Raw genomic sequence first — 15,884 nt, forward strand, 5'->3', positions numbered from 1 at the left:
TCTTTAAATGTGCAAATTTGATATTTATTTTACGGTCTAATGTTACGCAAAAGTTATAAGTAAGGGGTAATTAGGGCCTATTTTGGGCATAATTGGCTTAAAATGAGTGTTTAATAATGTTAAATTTAAAACATAAAGCATTGTATATTAGTGTTTTACATTTTTAATGTTAACTAAATGTTACCTAAACGTAAATTTACATTTAAATATCATGTATATTTGTAAAGTAAAGTTTAACCCTAAATACCTATTATTATGAAAAAGTTACTTGTTATCGTTGCCCTTGTAGGTGCTGTAAGCTTTGTTTCTGCACAAGAAAAAAAGAATACGTACGTGAAAGAAGGTAATTTGATTAAGGCTACTTTGTTTTATGATAATGGACAAGTAAATCAAGAGGGTTACTACACAGCAGATGGTAAATTGCACGGAGAGTGGGTTAGCTATGATGCAGATGGAAAGAAAACTGCAGTAGCTAATTACACAGAAGGAAAGAAAACCGGGAAATGGTTTTTCTGGGAAAATGACACTTTACGCGAAGTAGATTACAGTCAATCAAGAATTACCAGTGTTAATACCTGGAAGATTGAAGGTGAGCGTGTAGTAAGCAATGAGTAAGCAAGTCCTGAATCAGGAAACAAATCAAAAAAACAAATGCCTGTTGATTTTTCAACAGGCATTTTCATTTTAAACCGGTATTAGCGTTTGCTAATTTTATTGTGCGTGATTTGTTTTTGTCGTGAACTCTTAAAGGTTCCTTTTTCAAAATTACGCAGAGCTGCATGTTTGGTAGCACGGCCCTGTACACGTTCGCGCCACATCCTAAAGCTTGAAGGCTTCATTTGCCTGCGCATTAATTCAATAACTTCCTGTTCTTTTAATCCAAACTGAAATTCTATCGCATCAAACGTAGTGCGGTCTTCCCACGCCATTTCAATAATACGATCTAATTCACGCTCGGTAAAACGTTCAGAATAGGGATTGGTACTCATAGCTTTATCTTTATTGCAAGTTTATAACCTTGTTTTGTAAAACAGAAATGTAACGCCCGCATTTGTAAAAACTTAACGTTTAAATCCCGGCTTTAACACAAGGGAGTAAATTCTTTGTAATCAGTCTTAAAGTTTATGATTTATTTATCGTGACCGCTATACGTGATAATTTAAAAGACCGTTAATTTTGTTTACTTAAAGCACTGGTTTAGTTTTAAAAATCAGTGCTGTATTAAACTTAAAATCAAATTATGAGAACGATAAAATTTGCTTTCGGAACGGTGTTGCTTGCCGGCGCATTGATTTCCTGTAAAAATGACCAAAAAGAAGCTCAGGTTGAAGAGCGTAACGAGACAGAACAACAGGTTGAAAAGGATTCTGCAGATTTAGAAAGACTGCGTTATGCCGAAAATACAGATACAGGACTCGAAAGACCCAGACTTCCTCAGAATTATGAAATAGATTGGGATGCTGTAGAATCAGATCCTAAAATGCGTGCCGATATCGAGGGTTGGAATGATTACAACACCTTTTCAGCTTCTGTGAAATCTTTAGGCCTTAAAGAAGTTCCTCAGGAAGAAATAACAGATTATATGACGCGTCTTGAGCAGGAAGCAAATAATCTTCAAAATACCATTCCTGCATCGGTGATGACCGAAGAAGTTCAGGAAGACATTAAAGACATTCGTGAAGAAGTCGCAGACTTAAGAATGGTCCTAAAAAAATACGGTACCGATGAGAAGAAAATTGGTAACCAGGTTGAGGAGTTGATCGAAGCTTACGATGATTTAAATGAAGAACTTCAGGAAACTGCTTCAAAAAAAGGCGTAAGTCTATTAGATGACAATCAATAATTGAATCATTTGATTCTTAAAATCCTGTCCCTGTGGCAGGATTTTTTTTTGAGCAAAGCGAAATTTTATAGCTTTTTTTAGAGAATATGATATTTTTTAAGGAAAGCTTATCATACCTCGCGGGTTCAGAACTGCCTAATCTTCTTAATTTTACCCAATTAAGAACCCCAAAGATTGAAACTTTATTTCACCTGCATACTGGCTTTTCTAATTGTCCTCACTTCGTGTAAAAACGAAGACGAGTCAGATGTGTCCAATCTCGATTTAAAAGTTCCGGTGGTTTCTTTAGATCGGGGAGCCTCGAGGGCTGTAAAAAATTGGATAGGGTATAAAGAATTGGAGAAAGATTTGGCCTTAATTACAAATACCAATGCCCTCAATGCGATAGATATGCTTGATGATCTGGCTTTAAACAGCAATCAGATGGCTATAGGCATTCCCGAAACATTGGCTACTCCCTCAATTCTGAAAAAGGTAAAGCGTATTGATACCGAAATAAATGACTTCTACGCAAATGTCAACCGTAGCGAAACCCGCGAATGGGTTGTTGAGCAGCATATTGAGACGCTGGTCAAAGCTTTTGACACCTTAAATAAAGAGCTTAATCGCAGCTTTTAAGAATACCGCGACCAACATTTAAGTTCAGCTTCCCAAAATCTTAAAACTTTAATCAAAAGCATTGCTTATTTTTACGGCATGCGAATACTCCTTTTTTTGCTTACGAGCCTCATGCTTTTTGCCTGTAAAGAAGAGCAAAAGCAACTTCAAGATCCCCGTGACCTTACAGACACGCTGCAGATTTCTTTTTTAGACTTTAAAAAACCCGAAATCATTCTTACCCCGCCCACTCGGGATGCGATCGCAGGTTGGGATGAGTTATCCGATTTAACTGCCAACATACGAAGCCTCGATACCGTGAGGCTGCAATATCTAAGATTGAATTCTAAAAAGTACTTAGATAATGCTGCTGCTTTGGTAACCAAATCACCAGATTCGTTAATAAACAATGCGATTCGTGCGAGGCTTTTGGTAGTCTATTCTAAAATGAATACCACCATACAGGAAGCTTCAAAGATTCGGGTTGATACCCTGGCCGTTTCTCAGGAGGGTACCGAATTGTACAATGCCTTTCAAAATCTTAAACTTCAACTCAATCTTAAGTACCAGAAATCTATTGAAGAAATTCTGGAAGAATATGATATTGAAGCCGATTCCCTATCTACTGCCCGTGACACGTTAATAAGCGGAAGGGCACAAAGAGGCACATTAAATCCTATTGAAAATTAAAATTACAGATATGAAATTTAAAATAAGCTTACTGCTGCTTCTCGTTGTTTTTGGATTACAGGCGCAGGATCGCGATGCAACAGAGATGGCGATTAACACCCAACTTGAAAATTGGCATAAAGCTGCCGCAGACGCAGATTTTGACGCGTATTTTGATTTGATGACTAAAGACGGCGTGTTTATAGGTACCGATGCAGAAGAAAACTGGCAGCTGGATGATTTTAAGGCCTATTCAAAACCCTATTTTGATGCGGGCAAGGCCTGGACTTTTAAAACCCTGGAGCGCACCATTTATCATCCGAAGAAATCAAAGATCGCATGGTTTGATGAGCTTTTAGAAACGCAGATGGGTATTTGCAGAGGCTCAGGCGTGATGCGTCTCGACGGTAAAGAATGGAAGGTGCAGCATTATGTACTTTCAATAGCTGTTCCTAATGAAAACGTGTCTGAATTAACGGAACTTAAAAACGAGCACGACAGCGCACTGATTAAGCAGATGCGATCTAATTAAGAAAATTTACAACCCCCTTATATTCATTTATGAAATCACTTTTTAAAACAATGATTCCGGTTTCAATCGGGATTTTAAGCCTTACAGCTTGCAAAGACGAGCCAAAAAATGATGAGGCTGTTGCCGAAATGAAAATTCCGGCTTTAGACCTTACCAATATGGATACGTTGGTGCGGCCTCAGGACGATTTTTACAATTACGTAAACGGAAACTGGATGAAAACCACTGAGATTCCTGAGGAAGAATCGGTTTGGGGTGGTTTTAGCGTGTTGCGTAAAAAAACGCGTGAAGATGTATTGGCAATTATCGAAGAAGCCCGTAAGTCTAATGACTACGCTCCAGATTCTGATCAGGCGAAAGCTCTTGCGCTTTTTGAGAGCGAACTCGACACGCTTGCTCGTAACGAAGCCGGCCTTAAGCCCTTGCAACCTGCTTTAGACAGTATTGCAGCGATCACCAGTCTAAGCGATATTCAGCGGGTAGGGCAATTGCATAACGGTACAGGTACTCCGTTTTTTAACTTCCGCGTGTTTTCAGATTTTTCAAACAGCAATATGAACGCCGGTTACATTACTACGGGAAGATTAGGTTTGCCCGATCGTGATTATTATCTGGAGCAGGACGCCAAGTCTAAAGAGATTCGCGAGCAGTATAAAGATTACATCAGCTGGGTGCTTCAGTATGCCGGTGATGATGAAGCTACTGCAAAAGAGGAAGCCACCCGTATTTTGGCTTTAGAGACCAAACTTGCAGAGCAGCAGCTAGATAAGGTAGAGCGTCGTGATGCCCGTAATATGAACAACCCTCGTAGTGTAGCGCAGCTTCAAAAAATGACTCCGGCCGTTGATTGGAAAGCCTTTTTTGAAAATCAGGGGCTTACTAAAGAGGTAGATACGGTTATTGTGCTTCAGCCAAAATACATGGCAGCTTTACAAAAGGTGTTAGCTCAAACTCCGATTGACGATTTAAAACTTTTAATGCGCTGGGCAACCTTAAACGGTTGGGCAGATGCATTAACCACCGAAATGGAATATGCAAACTGGGAATTTTACAGCAAAACCCTGAACGGTACGCCAAAGCAAAAACCTGCCGATGAGCGTGCTCTTGCAACCGTTGATGGTGCTTTAGGAGAAGCTTTAGGTAAGCTGTATGTAGATAAAATGTTTCCGCCGGAGGCGAAAGAAAAAGCGGAAGCTATGATTGCCAATATTAAGGAAGCTTTCAGAGATCGTATTAACAACCTTGAATGGATGACCGATTCTACGAAAATGCGCGCAATAGATAAACTGAATAAGTTTACCGTAAAGATTGGGTATCCTGATAAGTGGGAAGATTATTCGGAGCTTGAAATTTCAGCAGATAAAAACTTTTTTGAAAACAAGCTAGCTGTCGGAGCCTGGGCAATTGAAGAAAACAATGCCGATTACAAGGAGCCGGTTGATAAAACCAAATGGGGGATGTCTCCACAGACGGTAAATGCGTATTTCAACCCTTCATTTAACGAGATCGTATTCCCAGCTGCGATTTTACAGCCTCCGTTTTACAATTATCAGGCTGATGAAGCCGTAAATTATGGAGGAATAGGTGCAGTAATCGGCCACGAGATTTCTCACGCCTTTGATGACAGCGGTTCGCGTTACGACGGTGATGGTAACCTGAAGAACTGGTGGAGCGATGCCGATCTGGAAGCTTTTACCGAACGTAGTGGAGCACTGGCAGATCAATACAGCGCTATTGAAGTGGCAGACAGCCTGTATATTAACGGTAAGTTCACTTTAGGTGAAAATATTGGTGATCTGGGTGGTTTACTTGCTGCTTACAGCGGTTTGCAGAAGTTCTATGAGAAAAACGGAAAGCCGGGCGAAATAGATGGTTTTACCCCGGAGCAGCGTTTCTTTATCAGCTGGGCAACCATCTGGCGTACCAAAATGCGCGATGATGCCTTACGCACGCGTATCAAAACCGATCCGCATTCTCCGGGAATGTATCGTGCTTACGTACCGCTTCAGAATATTGATGCCTTTTACGAAGCTTTCAATATCAAAGAAGGGGATGCTATGTTTGTTCCAAAAGAAGACCGGGTACGCATCTGGTAATTCGATAGTATTTTTTTAAAATTGAAAACCCGAAAGCTTTTGCTCTCGGGTTTTTTGTTGGCACTGCCTCCAGGTTTAATAGCTTCGAGGCTTGCGGCAAAAGTCAAAATTGGATTTTGAATACCTTCGTTCTCTTGCCGGATAGCAGTTTACTAGCCTTTTATCTCATTAACCAATGCGAAGGCCTGGTTTACATATTCTTTTTCGAGAAACAATGTAAAATAGTTAGAAGTAGAAATCGCTTCAAAAATAGGAATGCCCTCATACGCCAAGAGCTTAAAGATATAAAAGTAAAGACCTACCGTCTTTGAGTTATTGACCGGAAGCGCAATGGAAAGCGAAGATAAATCGTGCTTGACCATCACGCAGGTTTCAGTTGCAAAACAGTGCTCTACAATATCGGTAAGGTCATTGGAGACCAAAATATTACTCTCGTGAAAGGTACTTGAATAGGTCAAATAGGCTTTAGGGATGCTCTTAGTTTCCTCCAGTAACCGTGACTGACTCTCCAAAATCGTGTTGGAGTTGAGAAAGGTAAAATCGGTAATCCCGCTGCGCACCACAATATCACCCAGATCGCGCATCATACGCTCATCAAGGCGTTTCTGGGGATAATACCGGCGCAAAGCCATCACAATAGAACCCACGTTAACAGGCTTGCCCAGTTCTTTTTCAATACGGGGTTGAAAATCTTCGGCCAGGGCACTGTAATTAATGATTTTACGCATCAAAGCGTCTTCGGTATACGGTTGATGCTTGATAAGCTGCTCAACCACAGAGGTTATGGTTTTCAATGTTATATATTTAACAATTTGTACAAATTTATATAAAATTGTTGAATTTTTTTAAGCTTCATTTTATTGGCTGTATCTATGCACCACTAAAATGAAGATGATGAACGTTTTAAAATTTGGAGGCACCTCTGTAGGAAGTGCTCAAAATATTAGAAAAGTAGTAGAAATACTTGGAGTTACTGACAACCCAAAAATCGTGGTGCTTTCAGCAATGTCTGGCGTTACCAATATGTTGGTTAGCCTTAACCAGGCCAGTATCGATAAAAATACTGCAGCGATACAGGAGGTTTTGGCGCAATTAAAAACCAAACATTATGAAGCGATTGCCGATTTATTTTCGGCAGAAAATCAGTCTGAAGCGCAGGCGCAAATAGATAGTTTTTTGGCCAATATTGAGCAAATTGCTACCTCGGGTCGCACGCTTACCACCTATGCAGAATTGGTTACTTACGGTGAGACCATACTTACCTGGATTTTTTCGCGCTATTTAACTCAGGAAGGCGTTTCTAACGTATTGCTTGATGCAAGCAGCTTTATGAACGTAGGTACTGTTGAAAACCCGGATATTGAAGCAGTTTCTAAAGCTTTAGTCCCTCAACTGGAGCAAAACCCTTCACAGATTTATATTACTCAGGGCTTTGTTTGTCGTGATGACCGTGGGTCTCTGGCCACTTTAAAGCGTGGTGGAAGTGATTTTAGCGCGACGATCATCGCTGCTGCTGTTAATGCGGAAGGTGTACAAATCTGGACAGACATTGACGGATTGCACAATAACGATCCGCGTTATGTGGAAGAAACCAATCCTATTGAACATTTAACCTATAATGAGGCGGCTGAGCTGGCTTATTTTGGGGCCAAAATATTACACCCGCAAACCGTGGCTCCGGTTATTGACCGTGATATTCCGGTGTGGTTGAAAAATACCTTTGAGCCTTCAGCAGCAGGGACTAAAATCTCCAATGAGTATCACAATCGTGGTCTGAAAGCTATTTCGGCTAAAGATGGTATTACCGCAATCAAAATCCGCTCTAACCGAATGCTGGGTGCACACGGTTTCCTGCGCACCATTTTTGAAGTGTTTGACCGTCACGAAACCTCTATTGATATGATTACCACTTCTGAGGTTGCGATCTCGCTTACGATAGACGATACCACAAACCTGCATGCTATTAAAAACGAACTTTCGGTAATCGCTGAAGTTACGGTTGAAGAAGATCACAGTATTATCTGTATCGTGGGTGAAAACCTGATCGCCGATCAGGAGTCGTATAAAGCTTTTGGAATATTGAATTCAATCCCCGTGCGTATGATTGCGTATGGTGGTAGTAATAATAATATCTCGTTGTTAGTACCTACGCGGGAGAAAATTAATGCCTTGCGGTATTTAAACGCGCAATTGTTCCAGTTACAGGGAGCAATAGCTTAAACTTTTGTTAGTTAGTGTTAGCCTTTCTTCTGACCAACCAGGAGATTAACATGAAAAACCCGGTGTGTGCTTGCCGGGTTTTTTTATTGGCTGCGCCAAAGGCTAAAATACACACACGGTTATTTTTTATCAGTTAGCCTTAATACTGAAATATTCCTTTTTCACAGACGCTTCAGCCTTAACCCAGGAAGACTTAAGGCTGTACCTGAAAGCTGTATCCCAGCACCGACTTTAAATTAACCGAATCTACCTGCTTAAAGGTTTCTTCCTCTTCGCTGTCGTATTGCGGAGGCTCCAGATTGAGTGCTTTTGCCTGTTGTGTGTAATAATCTTCTTTGGTAGGATGCTCGGGGTGAACGGCATTGATGATGTGCCCAAAAGCATTTTTGTAGATTACCGCCAGAATAATCCCGATACAGTCTTCGCGATGAATCAGGTTTACCGGCGCTGCGCCATTGCTGAGTCCACTGCGGCCGGCCAGGTATTTCACCGGATTGCGGGTACCGCCTACGAGTCCGCCAAAACGAATGATACTGGTTTTAACTGCGGGTGAACTAAAGAACAACTGTTCGACTTCCACAAGCTGTTTGCCTTTATCATCCTGAGGTTTCGGAGCATCTGCTTCGGTGACTTTGCCCTGAGCATCATCATAAACCCCGGTGCTGCTGATGAGAATTACTTTTTTAACGTCTGATTTTTCGACCGCATCAAGCAATTGAGCCATCCGCAGGGCATGATTGTGACCGGTGTTGCGACGCAGACCGGGCGGAATGAGAATGATCAGGATTTCGCTTTGCGCCAAAAAACCCTGAATCTCTCCGCGGATTTCGTCCTCCGCGATCTCAACTCGGTAAATGTCAAAACCGTAGCTTTTTAATTCCTCTTGTTTGGACTGCGAGGTGACCGATCCTTTTATCTGATGTCCCAGTTCCTGCAAGCGGGCGGCCAATGGCAAGCCCAGCCAGCCCATACCGGCGATGGCAATTGTGCTCATAATCTTTTCTTTTTACCGAAATAAACCTTTTAAAACTGAATATCCTGAATGGTAATCAGAGCATCGGTGTTTACAAAGGGCATCGGCATGCTGTTTGCGGGGCGCGAAGTTAGGCCAAAGTCGGGATTTTCTAAAAGATCATAACTGAAATCAAGCAGCGTAAAGCGTAGCGAATCGGCTTCGGCAATGGTGAGACTTACCTCAAGCGGCTCCCTGTTGCTCAGACGGTAGCTCAATAAATAGTCTGAGTTGCGATCAGCCAACGGAGCTTCTTCGCCCTCACGGGCTTCAACTTCCTGGCCGTTGAAATTCAGTTTTATAAACCGGGTTTCTTTCGGGCTTAGGAGGATCATATCGCCCACATTTCGTTGCGGAAATACCGTAAAACGCAGGTTGCGCTCACCGTTGATTACCGTATCAGTTTCAGTATAAACCTGAGAAGGCGCTACAAATTGGATTTCGGTTTCCTTAGCATAGCTAAAGCGACTGCCGTATTTACCCGATCCCGGACTGTCAAAAATTTCGGACGCTGGCTTTGGGTTTTCGCCCAAAATTTCAGCAAGCCAGGAGTCGATATGCGTGTTATAAGTCGCGTAAAATGCCTTGTTACTGGTCAAATCGTGTACATAATTGATGCTGGACGGAAAGCGGCGTTCTTCGGTAAAGTCGCTTTTGGCATAAGCCGAAATAAATGCGCCGATACTTACCAGGAGGAACAAGGTGGCGAGGCGGCCTTTCATACTGTAATAGCCCATTACCGGAAGCAATAATCCAAATAGCAACACACTTAAAGCAGTGGCGGCAACCAACATTTTTAAACCTAATCCCACAGGAAATTCTTTGATATAATGCGCCACGATAAACAAAGCCGGAGCACAAAGCAGCGTGAGTAGAAACAAATTCGGTTTGTTGCTGCGTAAAATGAGAAATACGGCCAAAAGCGCAAAATAAACCGGGATTACAAAAAACGAGGCGCCTTCCAGATAGACTCCCACCCCGGTAGCGATAAGCAGCCAGAAAAAGACAGGAGCAAAACTGAGGCTTGCCGCATCATTAGGCCGGTAAAAGAGTTTGTAAACATAAAAGGTTACGGCAAGTGTAATTGCAACAAACCCGGCGAGTAGTTCGTAGCCGTTGTATGGAAAGCCCTGTAAAATATCAGACTGTGCTGGATCGAGAGCCAGAATGGCTTTCCATCCCCAGCTGATTCCGTAGGCCAAAATTAGGGAAATGAGTAAGGGTAAAAAGCCGCGAAGCACTCCCATAATGCGTAGTTGTTGTTTCCGCAGGCCGTAAATGAGCACCACAAAAAATAAAATCCAGGCGAGGATGAGCATAGGGGTAATCCAGCTAAATGGATAATAAACCATTTTCAGGAGGGGTACATTAAAATACACATAATCCTGATCGGCCTTTAAATTGAGGTTTGCATCTTTAAAATAATCGAGCAGGGCGGTAAGATAACGCCCCTGATGCTCCAGCGATTCCCGATCGAGGCGCGAGGCGATGTCATTGGCCGTATGATAGTCAAAGTGATCACCAATAAAGGCAAAGAAAAACCCGTCAATATCTCCGTTTTCACGCAGTACAGTAGAATCGGTATCATTAGGCAAAAGCTTGTAAACGCTGTACATTAGGGAGTTTGCGTAGGGATGCGAGGGGTTGGCTTGGGCAAAAGCCTTGATAAGGCCGCCATTGCCGCCATTGGTTTCTACAATCATGTTCGAAGGGCCACCGCTTCCGCGGGCTTCAAAGTTTAACGCCAGATTTACTTCTTTCGCCCAGGGATGTTGATTTACAAAAACCGAAGCGCCGTTAAGACCCAGTTCTTCGGCATCGGTAAAAAGAATGATGATGTTGTTTTTAGCAGGTGCATCCTGTGCAAGAAAAGCTCTTATGCTTTCCAGAACTGCAGCAACTCCGCTGCCGGCGTCGCTGGCTCCGTGAGAAGCGGTATGCGGTGCGCTGTCGTAATGTGACATCAGCAGGAGGGTCTGTTCGCCCACACTCCCGGGGATGCGGGCGATGATATTTTCAGCCCGGCTTAAGGCACCCCAGCCCGGTTTGTAGGCAAAATCGCTTTGCACTTCAACCTCAAGTCCCATTTCTTCAAGCGTTTGTACGATATAGTTCTGCACCTCTCCGTGTGCCGGCATTCCTACAGCGTGGGGTTTTTGAGCCAATGAATCAACATAGACCATCGCACGGGCGGTTGAGAATTCGGTAAGCGGGGTGTCAGGACCTGATACGCTTTGGGGTTTGTGGGTGTAAAAACTGAAATAGGTAAGCCCCATCAGGAGCAAAAAGGAGAGTATCGCAGCGTAGTTGGTTTTCATCTGGTTAAAGTTTTATAATCTACAGATAATCCCTGTTTGCTTGCACCTGTAGGTATTGACTATTTATGAGACACCCATTTTAGGCTTTCCTGGAAATAGTATGGGTTTAAAGGTAGTGGCTCTTTCGCTTTTAAACAAGATACGGGCAAATTTGACGCTAGGTTAATGAAAACGTTTTCGAGAATTCAAATAAAATGCCTAATTTAAAGAGTCTAAAATCTAACTATATGGGAATCAAGAGTTTTATGGGTAAGCGGTCTAAAGCCGTTGCCGAAGAAGTAAACATTAAAGTGTCGGATTATATGTCTACCAAGCTGATCACCTTTACGCCAGACCAGTCGATTATGGATGTAATGCAGAAGCTGATCAAACACCGTATCTCCGGTGCGCCGGTGGTCAACGAGAATTATGAACTGCTGGGCGTGATTTCAGAAGGGGATTGCATCAAGCATATTTCAGACAGCCGGTATCACAATTTGCCTATGGACAATGCCACCGTGGGTCAAAATATGGCGATTGATGTAGAAACCATAGATGGGAATATGAATGTTTTTGATGCCGCCCGTTTTTTTATAGAACGAAAGCACCGGCGTTTTCCAATCGTGGAGAACGGTAAACTGGTAGGTCAGATCAGCCAGATGGATGTGATTAAAGCCGCCTTACAATTGAAAGGAAACACGTGGAAATAAATAAAATTAAAACAGGAAACAGATAAGCGATTGGGAGGCCAATCGCTTTTTTTACGGATTTTAAGGAAAACCGTAAGTTAGTCTTTTTGTTTTGTTTTATTTTTAACTGTAAAACTTATGATATGCCCAGAATAGTATTTTTAATTATACCTTTCTTAATCTCAATCTTATTCACCTCCTGCAATGAGGATTATGAAGAAATTTCTAAATCTGAATTTGTAAATACTGTTCTTCAAGATCAAAAAATAACCAGTTTGGAAATAGAAAATAAAGAGAAAATACACATATACACCAATGAGAATAAGTATTACGTGATTAGTGATTTATCATCACACTCTTTAGATGATTTAGTAGATGAAATAAGATCGAAGAATGGAGCGGTTTTGGTCAAATACCTTGCTCCTGAAACAAGTATTATCTTGGATGTTTTGATGTCCTTACTATTTTTGCCGCTTATAATTCCTGCTCATATTATTCTACTGTGGATTGCTCTCAGGAAAATAATTAAATCTGAAATAGAGCATACAGAGAAAATTCTTCACGCCATTATTTCAATTTTCTTTCCATTTTTTGGGCCAATTATCTATTTAACAACAAAACGGAAATCTTAAAACGAAAATGTTTTAATCTGAAAAACTCATTGAAGAGTGGGAATAGGTATATGGTAATTTATGATGAAAAACTTTTTACTTTTTTTACTTTTTCTTTATTCTTTCAATGGATTTACTCAAGAATTGACCAGAATAAATACGAATTTAGGCTTATCAGACTCTTTGACCAATTCTGTAGAAATTAGGGTCTATCAAGGTTTTGGGATAACAAATTATACATCTGTATTTAGAATGTTCAAAAACGAATCGGATAGCTGGAAAGCTGAGTTTTGTGAACATTTTGCTGCTGTACCTAATCATTCTGGTTTGAGGGTGGAAAAGCGAAAATTAAAACCGGAAACTGATTTCGAATATGTATTCCAAAATTTATTACGTAGTAATATTCAGAATATCCCGAGTGATGACAAAATTAATTGGAAATTCGCAAAGCGAAATCCTGTTAAATTAATTGAGAATCAGGTTAGAGGTAAAGTTTATTCTGAATACAGCTATGTGAAAACTATAACATCCATTTTGGATGGTACCAGTTATACATTCCAGTTTAAAGATTTAAATAAAACGAATACATTTCACTATTCAAACCCGGAAAGCTATCTCAAAATTTATCCCGAAGTAGATGAGCTTATGTATGTTTGTGAAATGATCTCCCTTCTAAGAAATCAGTTTGGAATTTGGAAAGATTGATACTATGATAGCACTGCGATTATTAGGAGAAGTACCCAGACCAGTAGAGATTCAAGGTCATTTATCTGCAATTGATCTACCTGGGATCTATTTGGCGATCGTAGTCTTGTTTCTGGTATTTCTAAAATTACATTTTTTTAAAAAATACAAAGCGACAAAATCTTCAGACATTGGTCCAACCTGTATTGAAATTTCTGAATTAGATATTTTGGCTCAACCTAAAAAAGATAAAAATCAACAAACCCCATTCACAAACTTCTCCTATCCCTATATCAGATTGAAAGAATTCATAATGATCCTAATTCTTGCAATTTTCTATTATTGGCTTATTCAAACTGAAATGCAATAGGTGATTAAGGAGAAATTTCAAATCACCTTCCTTACCCCAATAAAAACAGGAATCAACAACGTCATTCCCAAAAATACCGGGATAACAAATTCCTCCAATCCTGTGGCCAGCAAAATACTGATTAGCAGCAATTGAAACCCTAAACCAAATACCGACACCAGGGTCATAAACCAGCCGGGCAGTTTACTGCTTTTTACCGCACAGGGATCTAGCCTGTAAATGATTTTATCAAAACTGCTGTAGAGCAGGGTGTAGAGAAAATACATCGCATTTACCGCGACCTGACTCTCGCCGGCGAGGGCAAGCGGTCTGGAGTCTTCAAAAATGCGGCTGGTGGTGTCCCCATTATGACGATTACGCAAAATCACATAATAATAATTGTAAAGGGTGCCTTGCAGTTGCAAGCCTAAAAATGCCAGAAAAGCCAGCCAAAGAGGTGTTTCGGTAATAAGCGCCAGAGTGGTAAGCAGGATAAAGTTGAGCACGATATCTGCCACCGAATCGTAATAGCGCCCGGTATAGGAGGGCGTATTTTTAAGACGTGCGAGTTCGCCATCAGACGCGTCGAGTATCGATTTTAAAATAAGCAACAATGCCGCGCTTAGGTAATACCCGTAGCTGATGCAAATCACAGCCGAAAGTCCCGCGACAACAAAAGCTGAAGTAAGATGAATGGGTGTGCACGAGGTTTCTTTAAAGCGTTCGGCGATAGATCTTCCTGCAGTTCTTCCGTAATCGGAAAGATCTGTAAATGCGTATTGTGGTGGGAGTTTAGACATCGCGCTACAGATTAGAGGAAGGTATAAACTGCTCCTGATTCTCACGAATGTAGGTCGCTAATAAATCGGCTACCGGCTCTCCACTTTCGAACAGTTGTGTAAATAGATTTTCCCAGTGTTTGCGGGTGCTTGCGTGCAAACCTTTGATAATTGAAAGACGTTCGGCCTTATTTTTGGGCACTTTTTTATCCGGAAAAACGCTAACGGCCTGTTCCAGCAGGCGCACGGTTTTATAAGCTTTGATGTTGGAATAGGCTTCAATGATCTCGTGTGTAAATTGCCCGGAATTCACAAAAAAGGACTCCAAACTGCCGGTATGTAAGGCAGCTTCAAATACGTCAAGATAAATAAAGGTTTGTTCTGCCGGGTTGAGGTGTTCAAACTGATCGCGTTGTTTGATTTTTGGAGTGATGATTTCGCCAACGGCCAGAATAAGCGCCTGATTGTCTTCAAGCGAAAAAACAGAATCGGGATTATGCATGCAAATAAGAACTAAACCTTTTAAGAAAGGTTTTTGAGCGCCAAACTACACCGGTGCTCTTCTGCTGCAAAGATAGGTTATAAAGAAGTAATTATCACTTCCGTTTCACCAGCGCATAATAATCGCCTTCAAGCGGCAAATAGCCCTGATCATACACAAAATAATAAACGGTACCGGCTTTTGTGGTGTAAATGCTGGTAAAGAGGTTAAAATCAAAACCCAATATGGCGAGCTTGTCTCGGGTGGTTTTGGTTTTGTCTTCGGGATTGAGCTCTTCGAGAATGCGGTAATTTTTGCGTAACTGATTGTTAGTATTGCGTATCAGATTGTGCTGATCACTATTCAGCTTGTTGTTGGCCGCGTTGCGACAGGCGTCGCTGCAGTATTTTTTATCGGCGCGGCCAATGATCTTATCACCACATTCGGGGCAGGTCTTGCTCATAATCGTTGTAATTCATTCTAAAATAATGATTTTCTAGGATTTAAGCGCGATTTTCATGTGTTCCAAATGATGCCGGCAATGCCAGTCATACATGCCTACAGCTTCGGCGAGATTGAATCGCTTGCCGTGCTCAGGATGAATGTATTCGTGTGCCAGGTCATCGCTGTGCAGGGACCGAAGCAGTACAACCCAGCGGGCGTGCAGGCTTTCAAGCAGATTTATCGAGACCTGCGCATCTACCGAAGTCACATCGGGCAACAGCGCCCAGCGGTCTTCATGATAGGGTTTTATTTTTGGGGACTCTTCGGTAAGGGCAAGCTTAAAACGAATGAAGGCGTTCATATGACTGTCTGCACAATGGTGCACCAGTTGCAGGATAGTCCAGCCCTCGGGACGGTAGGTCTTGGACCAGGTTTCTTTTGTAGCATCGGCTAAGAGCTGGCTCACGTTTTCAGGAAAGTGTTGAATGGTCTCGATCCAGCCGGTAAGGTGGGTTGCGGTTATAACTTCCGGCTTTTGAAAATTGCCAATAGGGTATTTTAAATGTTCAATATCAGACATC

The 15,884-nt window shown here is 41.7% G+C and carries 19 protein-coding genes; 11 read left to right on the forward strand and 8 right to left on the reverse strand.

Going from position 1 to position 15,884, the window contains the following annotated elements:
- Nucleotides 1-255: 255 nt before the first annotated feature.
- Nucleotides 256-615: a toxin-antitoxin system YwqK family antitoxin gene (locus ACSSS3_RS08430; protein WP_442847198.1), complete on the forward strand. Its 360-nt coding sequence runs from the start codon at nt 256-258 to the stop codon at nt 613-615.
- A gap of 80 nt (nt 616-695) precedes the next feature.
- Here the strand turns inward: ACSSS3_RS08430 and ACSSS3_RS08435 are convergent, their stop codons facing one another.
- The gene (locus ACSSS3_RS08435) at nt 696-989 is read right to left on the reverse strand and encodes a TIGR03643 family protein (protein ID WP_442847199.1); all 294 of its coding nucleotides are present in this window, start codon (nt 987-989) and stop codon (nt 696-698) included.
- A gap of 251 nt (nt 990-1,240) precedes the next feature.
- On the opposite strand from ACSSS3_RS08435, the gene ACSSS3_RS08440 reads away from it, so the two are divergent.
- The 5 genes from ACSSS3_RS08440 (at nt 1,241) to ACSSS3_RS08460 (ending at nt 5,737) form a co-directional block, all read left to right on the forward strand.
- Nucleotides 1,241-1,843: a hypothetical protein gene (locus tag ACSSS3_RS08440; RefSeq protein WP_442847200.1), complete on the forward strand. Its 603-nt coding sequence runs from the start codon at nt 1,241-1,243 to the stop codon at nt 1,841-1,843.
- A 174-nt stretch (nt 1,844-2,017) separates the two neighbouring features.
- Entirely contained in the window at nt 2,018-2,461 is a 444-nt protein-coding gene (locus tag ACSSS3_RS08445; protein WP_442847201.1) for a hypothetical protein, read from the forward strand.
- Nucleotides 2,462-2,539: 78 nt separating this feature from the next.
- Complete coding sequence (locus ACSSS3_RS08450; RefSeq protein WP_442847202.1) at nt 2,540-3,130, forward strand: hypothetical protein; 591 nt, start codon at nt 2,540-2,542, stop codon at nt 3,128-3,130.
- A 10-nt stretch (nt 3,131-3,140) separates the two neighbouring features.
- Entirely contained in the window at nt 3,141-3,641 is a 501-nt protein-coding gene (locus ACSSS3_RS08455; RefSeq protein ID WP_228228529.1) for a nuclear transport factor 2 family protein, read from the forward strand.
- A 29-nt stretch (nt 3,642-3,670) separates the two neighbouring features.
- Entirely contained in the window at nt 3,671-5,737 is a 2,067-nt protein-coding gene (locus ACSSS3_RS08460) for a M13 family metallopeptidase (protein ID WP_442847203.1), read from the forward strand.
- Nucleotides 5,738-5,889: 152 nt separating this feature from the next.
- On the opposite strand, the gene ACSSS3_RS08465 is transcribed toward ACSSS3_RS08460, so the two are convergent.
- Entirely contained in the window at nt 5,890-6,531 is a 642-nt protein-coding gene (locus ACSSS3_RS08465) for a hypothetical protein (protein WP_442847204.1), read from the reverse strand.
- Nucleotides 6,532-6,628: 97 nt separating this feature from the next.
- Between ACSSS3_RS08465 and ACSSS3_RS08470 the strand changes: the two genes are divergently transcribed.
- Nucleotides 6,629-7,957 (forward strand): aspartate kinase, encoded by a 1,329-nt coding sequence (locus ACSSS3_RS08470; RefSeq protein WP_442847205.1) that lies wholly within the window; start codon nt 6,629-6,631, stop codon nt 7,955-7,957.
- A 193-nt stretch (nt 7,958-8,150) separates the two neighbouring features.
- On the opposite strand, the gene ACSSS3_RS08475 is transcribed toward ACSSS3_RS08470, so the two are convergent.
- Both ACSSS3_RS08475 and ACSSS3_RS08480 read right to left on the reverse strand, forming a co-directional pair.
- Nucleotides 8,151-8,951 (reverse strand): SDR family oxidoreductase, encoded by an 801-nt coding sequence (locus ACSSS3_RS08475; RefSeq protein WP_442847206.1) that lies wholly within the window; start codon nt 8,949-8,951, stop codon nt 8,151-8,153.
- A 29-nt stretch (nt 8,952-8,980) separates the two neighbouring features.
- Nucleotides 8,981-11,287, reverse strand: coding sequence for a M20/M25/M40 family metallo-hydrolase (locus ACSSS3_RS08480; protein WP_442847207.1), 2,307 nt, complete (start codon nt 11,285-11,287; stop codon nt 8,981-8,983).
- Nucleotides 11,288-11,514: 227 nt separating this feature from the next.
- Between ACSSS3_RS08480 and ACSSS3_RS08485 the strand changes: the two genes are divergently transcribed.
- The 4 genes from ACSSS3_RS08485 to ACSSS3_RS08500 all read left to right on the forward strand — a co-directional run bounded on the left by ACSSS3_RS08485 (nt 11,515) and on the right by ACSSS3_RS08500 (nt 13,620).
- Nucleotides 11,515-11,976 (forward strand): CBS domain-containing protein, encoded by a 462-nt coding sequence (locus tag ACSSS3_RS08485; protein WP_228228534.1) that lies wholly within the window; start codon nt 11,515-11,517, stop codon nt 11,974-11,976.
- A gap of 122 nt (nt 11,977-12,098) precedes the next feature.
- Nucleotides 12,099-12,587, forward strand: a complete 489-nt coding sequence (locus ACSSS3_RS08490) for a PLD nuclease N-terminal domain-containing protein (RefSeq protein WP_442847208.1) — start codon at nt 12,099-12,101, stop codon at nt 12,585-12,587.
- Between the two features lie 60 nt (nt 12,588-12,647).
- A complete protein-coding gene (locus ACSSS3_RS08495) occupies nt 12,648-13,271 on the forward strand; it encodes a hypothetical protein (RefSeq protein WP_442847209.1) in 624 nt (207 codons plus the stop codon).
- A gap of 4 nt (nt 13,272-13,275) precedes the next feature.
- Nucleotides 13,276-13,620, forward strand: coding sequence for a hypothetical protein (locus ACSSS3_RS08500; RefSeq protein WP_442847210.1), 345 nt, complete (start codon nt 13,276-13,278; stop codon nt 13,618-13,620).
- A 17-nt stretch (nt 13,621-13,637) separates the two neighbouring features.
- On the opposite strand, the gene ACSSS3_RS08505 is transcribed toward ACSSS3_RS08500, so the two are convergent.
- The 4 genes from ACSSS3_RS08505 to ACSSS3_RS08520 all read right to left on the reverse strand — a co-directional run bounded on the left by ACSSS3_RS08505 (nt 13,638) and on the right by ACSSS3_RS08520 (nt 15,883).
- Nucleotides 13,638-14,399, reverse strand: a complete 762-nt coding sequence (locus ACSSS3_RS08505; RefSeq protein WP_442847211.1) for a CDP-alcohol phosphatidyltransferase family protein — start codon at nt 14,397-14,399, stop codon at nt 13,638-13,640.
- Between the two features lie 4 nt (nt 14,400-14,403).
- Nucleotides 14,404-14,880, reverse strand: coding sequence for a DMP19 family protein (locus ACSSS3_RS08510; RefSeq protein ID WP_442847212.1), 477 nt, complete (start codon nt 14,878-14,880; stop codon nt 14,404-14,406).
- Nucleotides 14,881-14,974: 94 nt separating this feature from the next.
- Nucleotides 14,975-15,322 carry a hypothetical protein gene (locus ACSSS3_RS08515; protein ID WP_228228540.1) on the reverse strand — a complete coding sequence of 116 codons (348 nt, stop codon included), beginning with the start codon at nt 15,320-15,322 and terminating at the stop codon, nt 14,975-14,977.
- Nucleotides 15,323-15,355: 33 nt separating this feature from the next.
- Nucleotides 15,356-15,883 (reverse strand): YfiT family bacillithiol transferase, encoded by a 528-nt coding sequence (locus ACSSS3_RS08520; protein WP_442847213.1) that lies wholly within the window; start codon nt 15,881-15,883, stop codon nt 15,356-15,358.
- Nucleotide 15,884 lies beyond the last annotated feature (1 nt).

Origin of the sequence: Leeuwenhoekiella sp. H156 (assembly GCF_052218455.1) — a bacterium.
Taxonomy (GTDB): Bacteria; Bacteroidota; Bacteroidia; order Flavobacteriales; family Flavobacteriaceae; genus Leeuwenhoekiella; species Leeuwenhoekiella parthenopeia.

Bases quoted from the DNA above. Each gene is read 5' to 3' on its own strand.
- ACSSS3_RS08430 (WP_442847198.1), top strand. From the start codon at position 256: ATGAAAAAGTTACTTGTTATCGTTGCCCTTGTAGGTGCTGTAAGCTTT.
- ACSSS3_RS08435 (WP_442847199.1), bottom strand. From the start codon at position 989: ATGAGTACCAATCCCTATTCTGAACGTTTTACCGAGCGTGAATTAGAT.
- ACSSS3_RS08440 (WP_442847200.1), top strand. From the start codon at position 1,241: ATGAGAACGATAAAATTTGCTTTCGGAACGGTGTTGCTTGCCGGCGCA.
- ACSSS3_RS08450 (WP_442847202.1), top strand. From the start codon at position 2,540: ATGCGAATACTCCTTTTTTTGCTTACGAGCCTCATGCTTTTTGCCTGT.
- ACSSS3_RS08455 (WP_228228529.1), top strand. From the start codon at position 3,141: ATGAAATTTAAAATAAGCTTACTGCTGCTTCTCGTTGTTTTTGGATTA.
- ACSSS3_RS08460 (WP_442847203.1), top strand. From the start codon at position 3,671: ATGAAATCACTTTTTAAAACAATGATTCCGGTTTCAATCGGGATTTTA.
- ACSSS3_RS08470 (WP_442847205.1), top strand. From the start codon at position 6,629: ATGATGAACGTTTTAAAATTTGGAGGCACCTCTGTAGGAAGTGCTCAA.
- ACSSS3_RS08475 (WP_442847206.1), bottom strand. From the start codon at position 8,951: ATGAGCACAATTGCCATCGCCGGTATGGGCTGGCTGGGCTTGCCATTG.
- ACSSS3_RS08480 (WP_442847207.1), bottom strand. From the start codon at position 11,287: ATGAAAACCAACTACGCTGCGATACTCTCCTTTTTGCTCCTGATGGGG.
- ACSSS3_RS08485 (WP_228228534.1), top strand. From the start codon at position 11,515: ATGGGAATCAAGAGTTTTATGGGTAAGCGGTCTAAAGCCGTTGCCGAA.
- ACSSS3_RS08490 (WP_442847208.1), top strand. From the start codon at position 12,099: ATGCCCAGAATAGTATTTTTAATTATACCTTTCTTAATCTCAATCTTA.
- ACSSS3_RS08495 (WP_442847209.1), top strand. From the start codon at position 12,648: ATGATGAAAAACTTTTTACTTTTTTTACTTTTTCTTTATTCTTTCAAT.
- ACSSS3_RS08500 (WP_442847210.1), top strand. From the start codon at position 13,276: ATGATAGCACTGCGATTATTAGGAGAAGTACCCAGACCAGTAGAGATT.
- ACSSS3_RS08505 (WP_442847211.1), bottom strand. From the start codon at position 14,399: ATGTCTAAACTCCCACCACAATACGCATTTACAGATCTTTCCGATTAC.
- ACSSS3_RS08510 (WP_442847212.1), bottom strand. From the start codon at position 14,880: ATGCATAATCCCGATTCTGTTTTTTCGCTTGAAGACAATCAGGCGCTT.
- ACSSS3_RS08515 (WP_228228540.1), bottom strand. From the start codon at position 15,322: ATGAGCAAGACCTGCCCCGAATGTGGTGATAAGATCATTGGCCGCGCC.
- ACSSS3_RS08520 (WP_442847213.1), bottom strand. From the start codon at position 15,883: ATGTCTGATATTGAACATTTAAAATACCCTATTGGCAATTTTCAAAAG.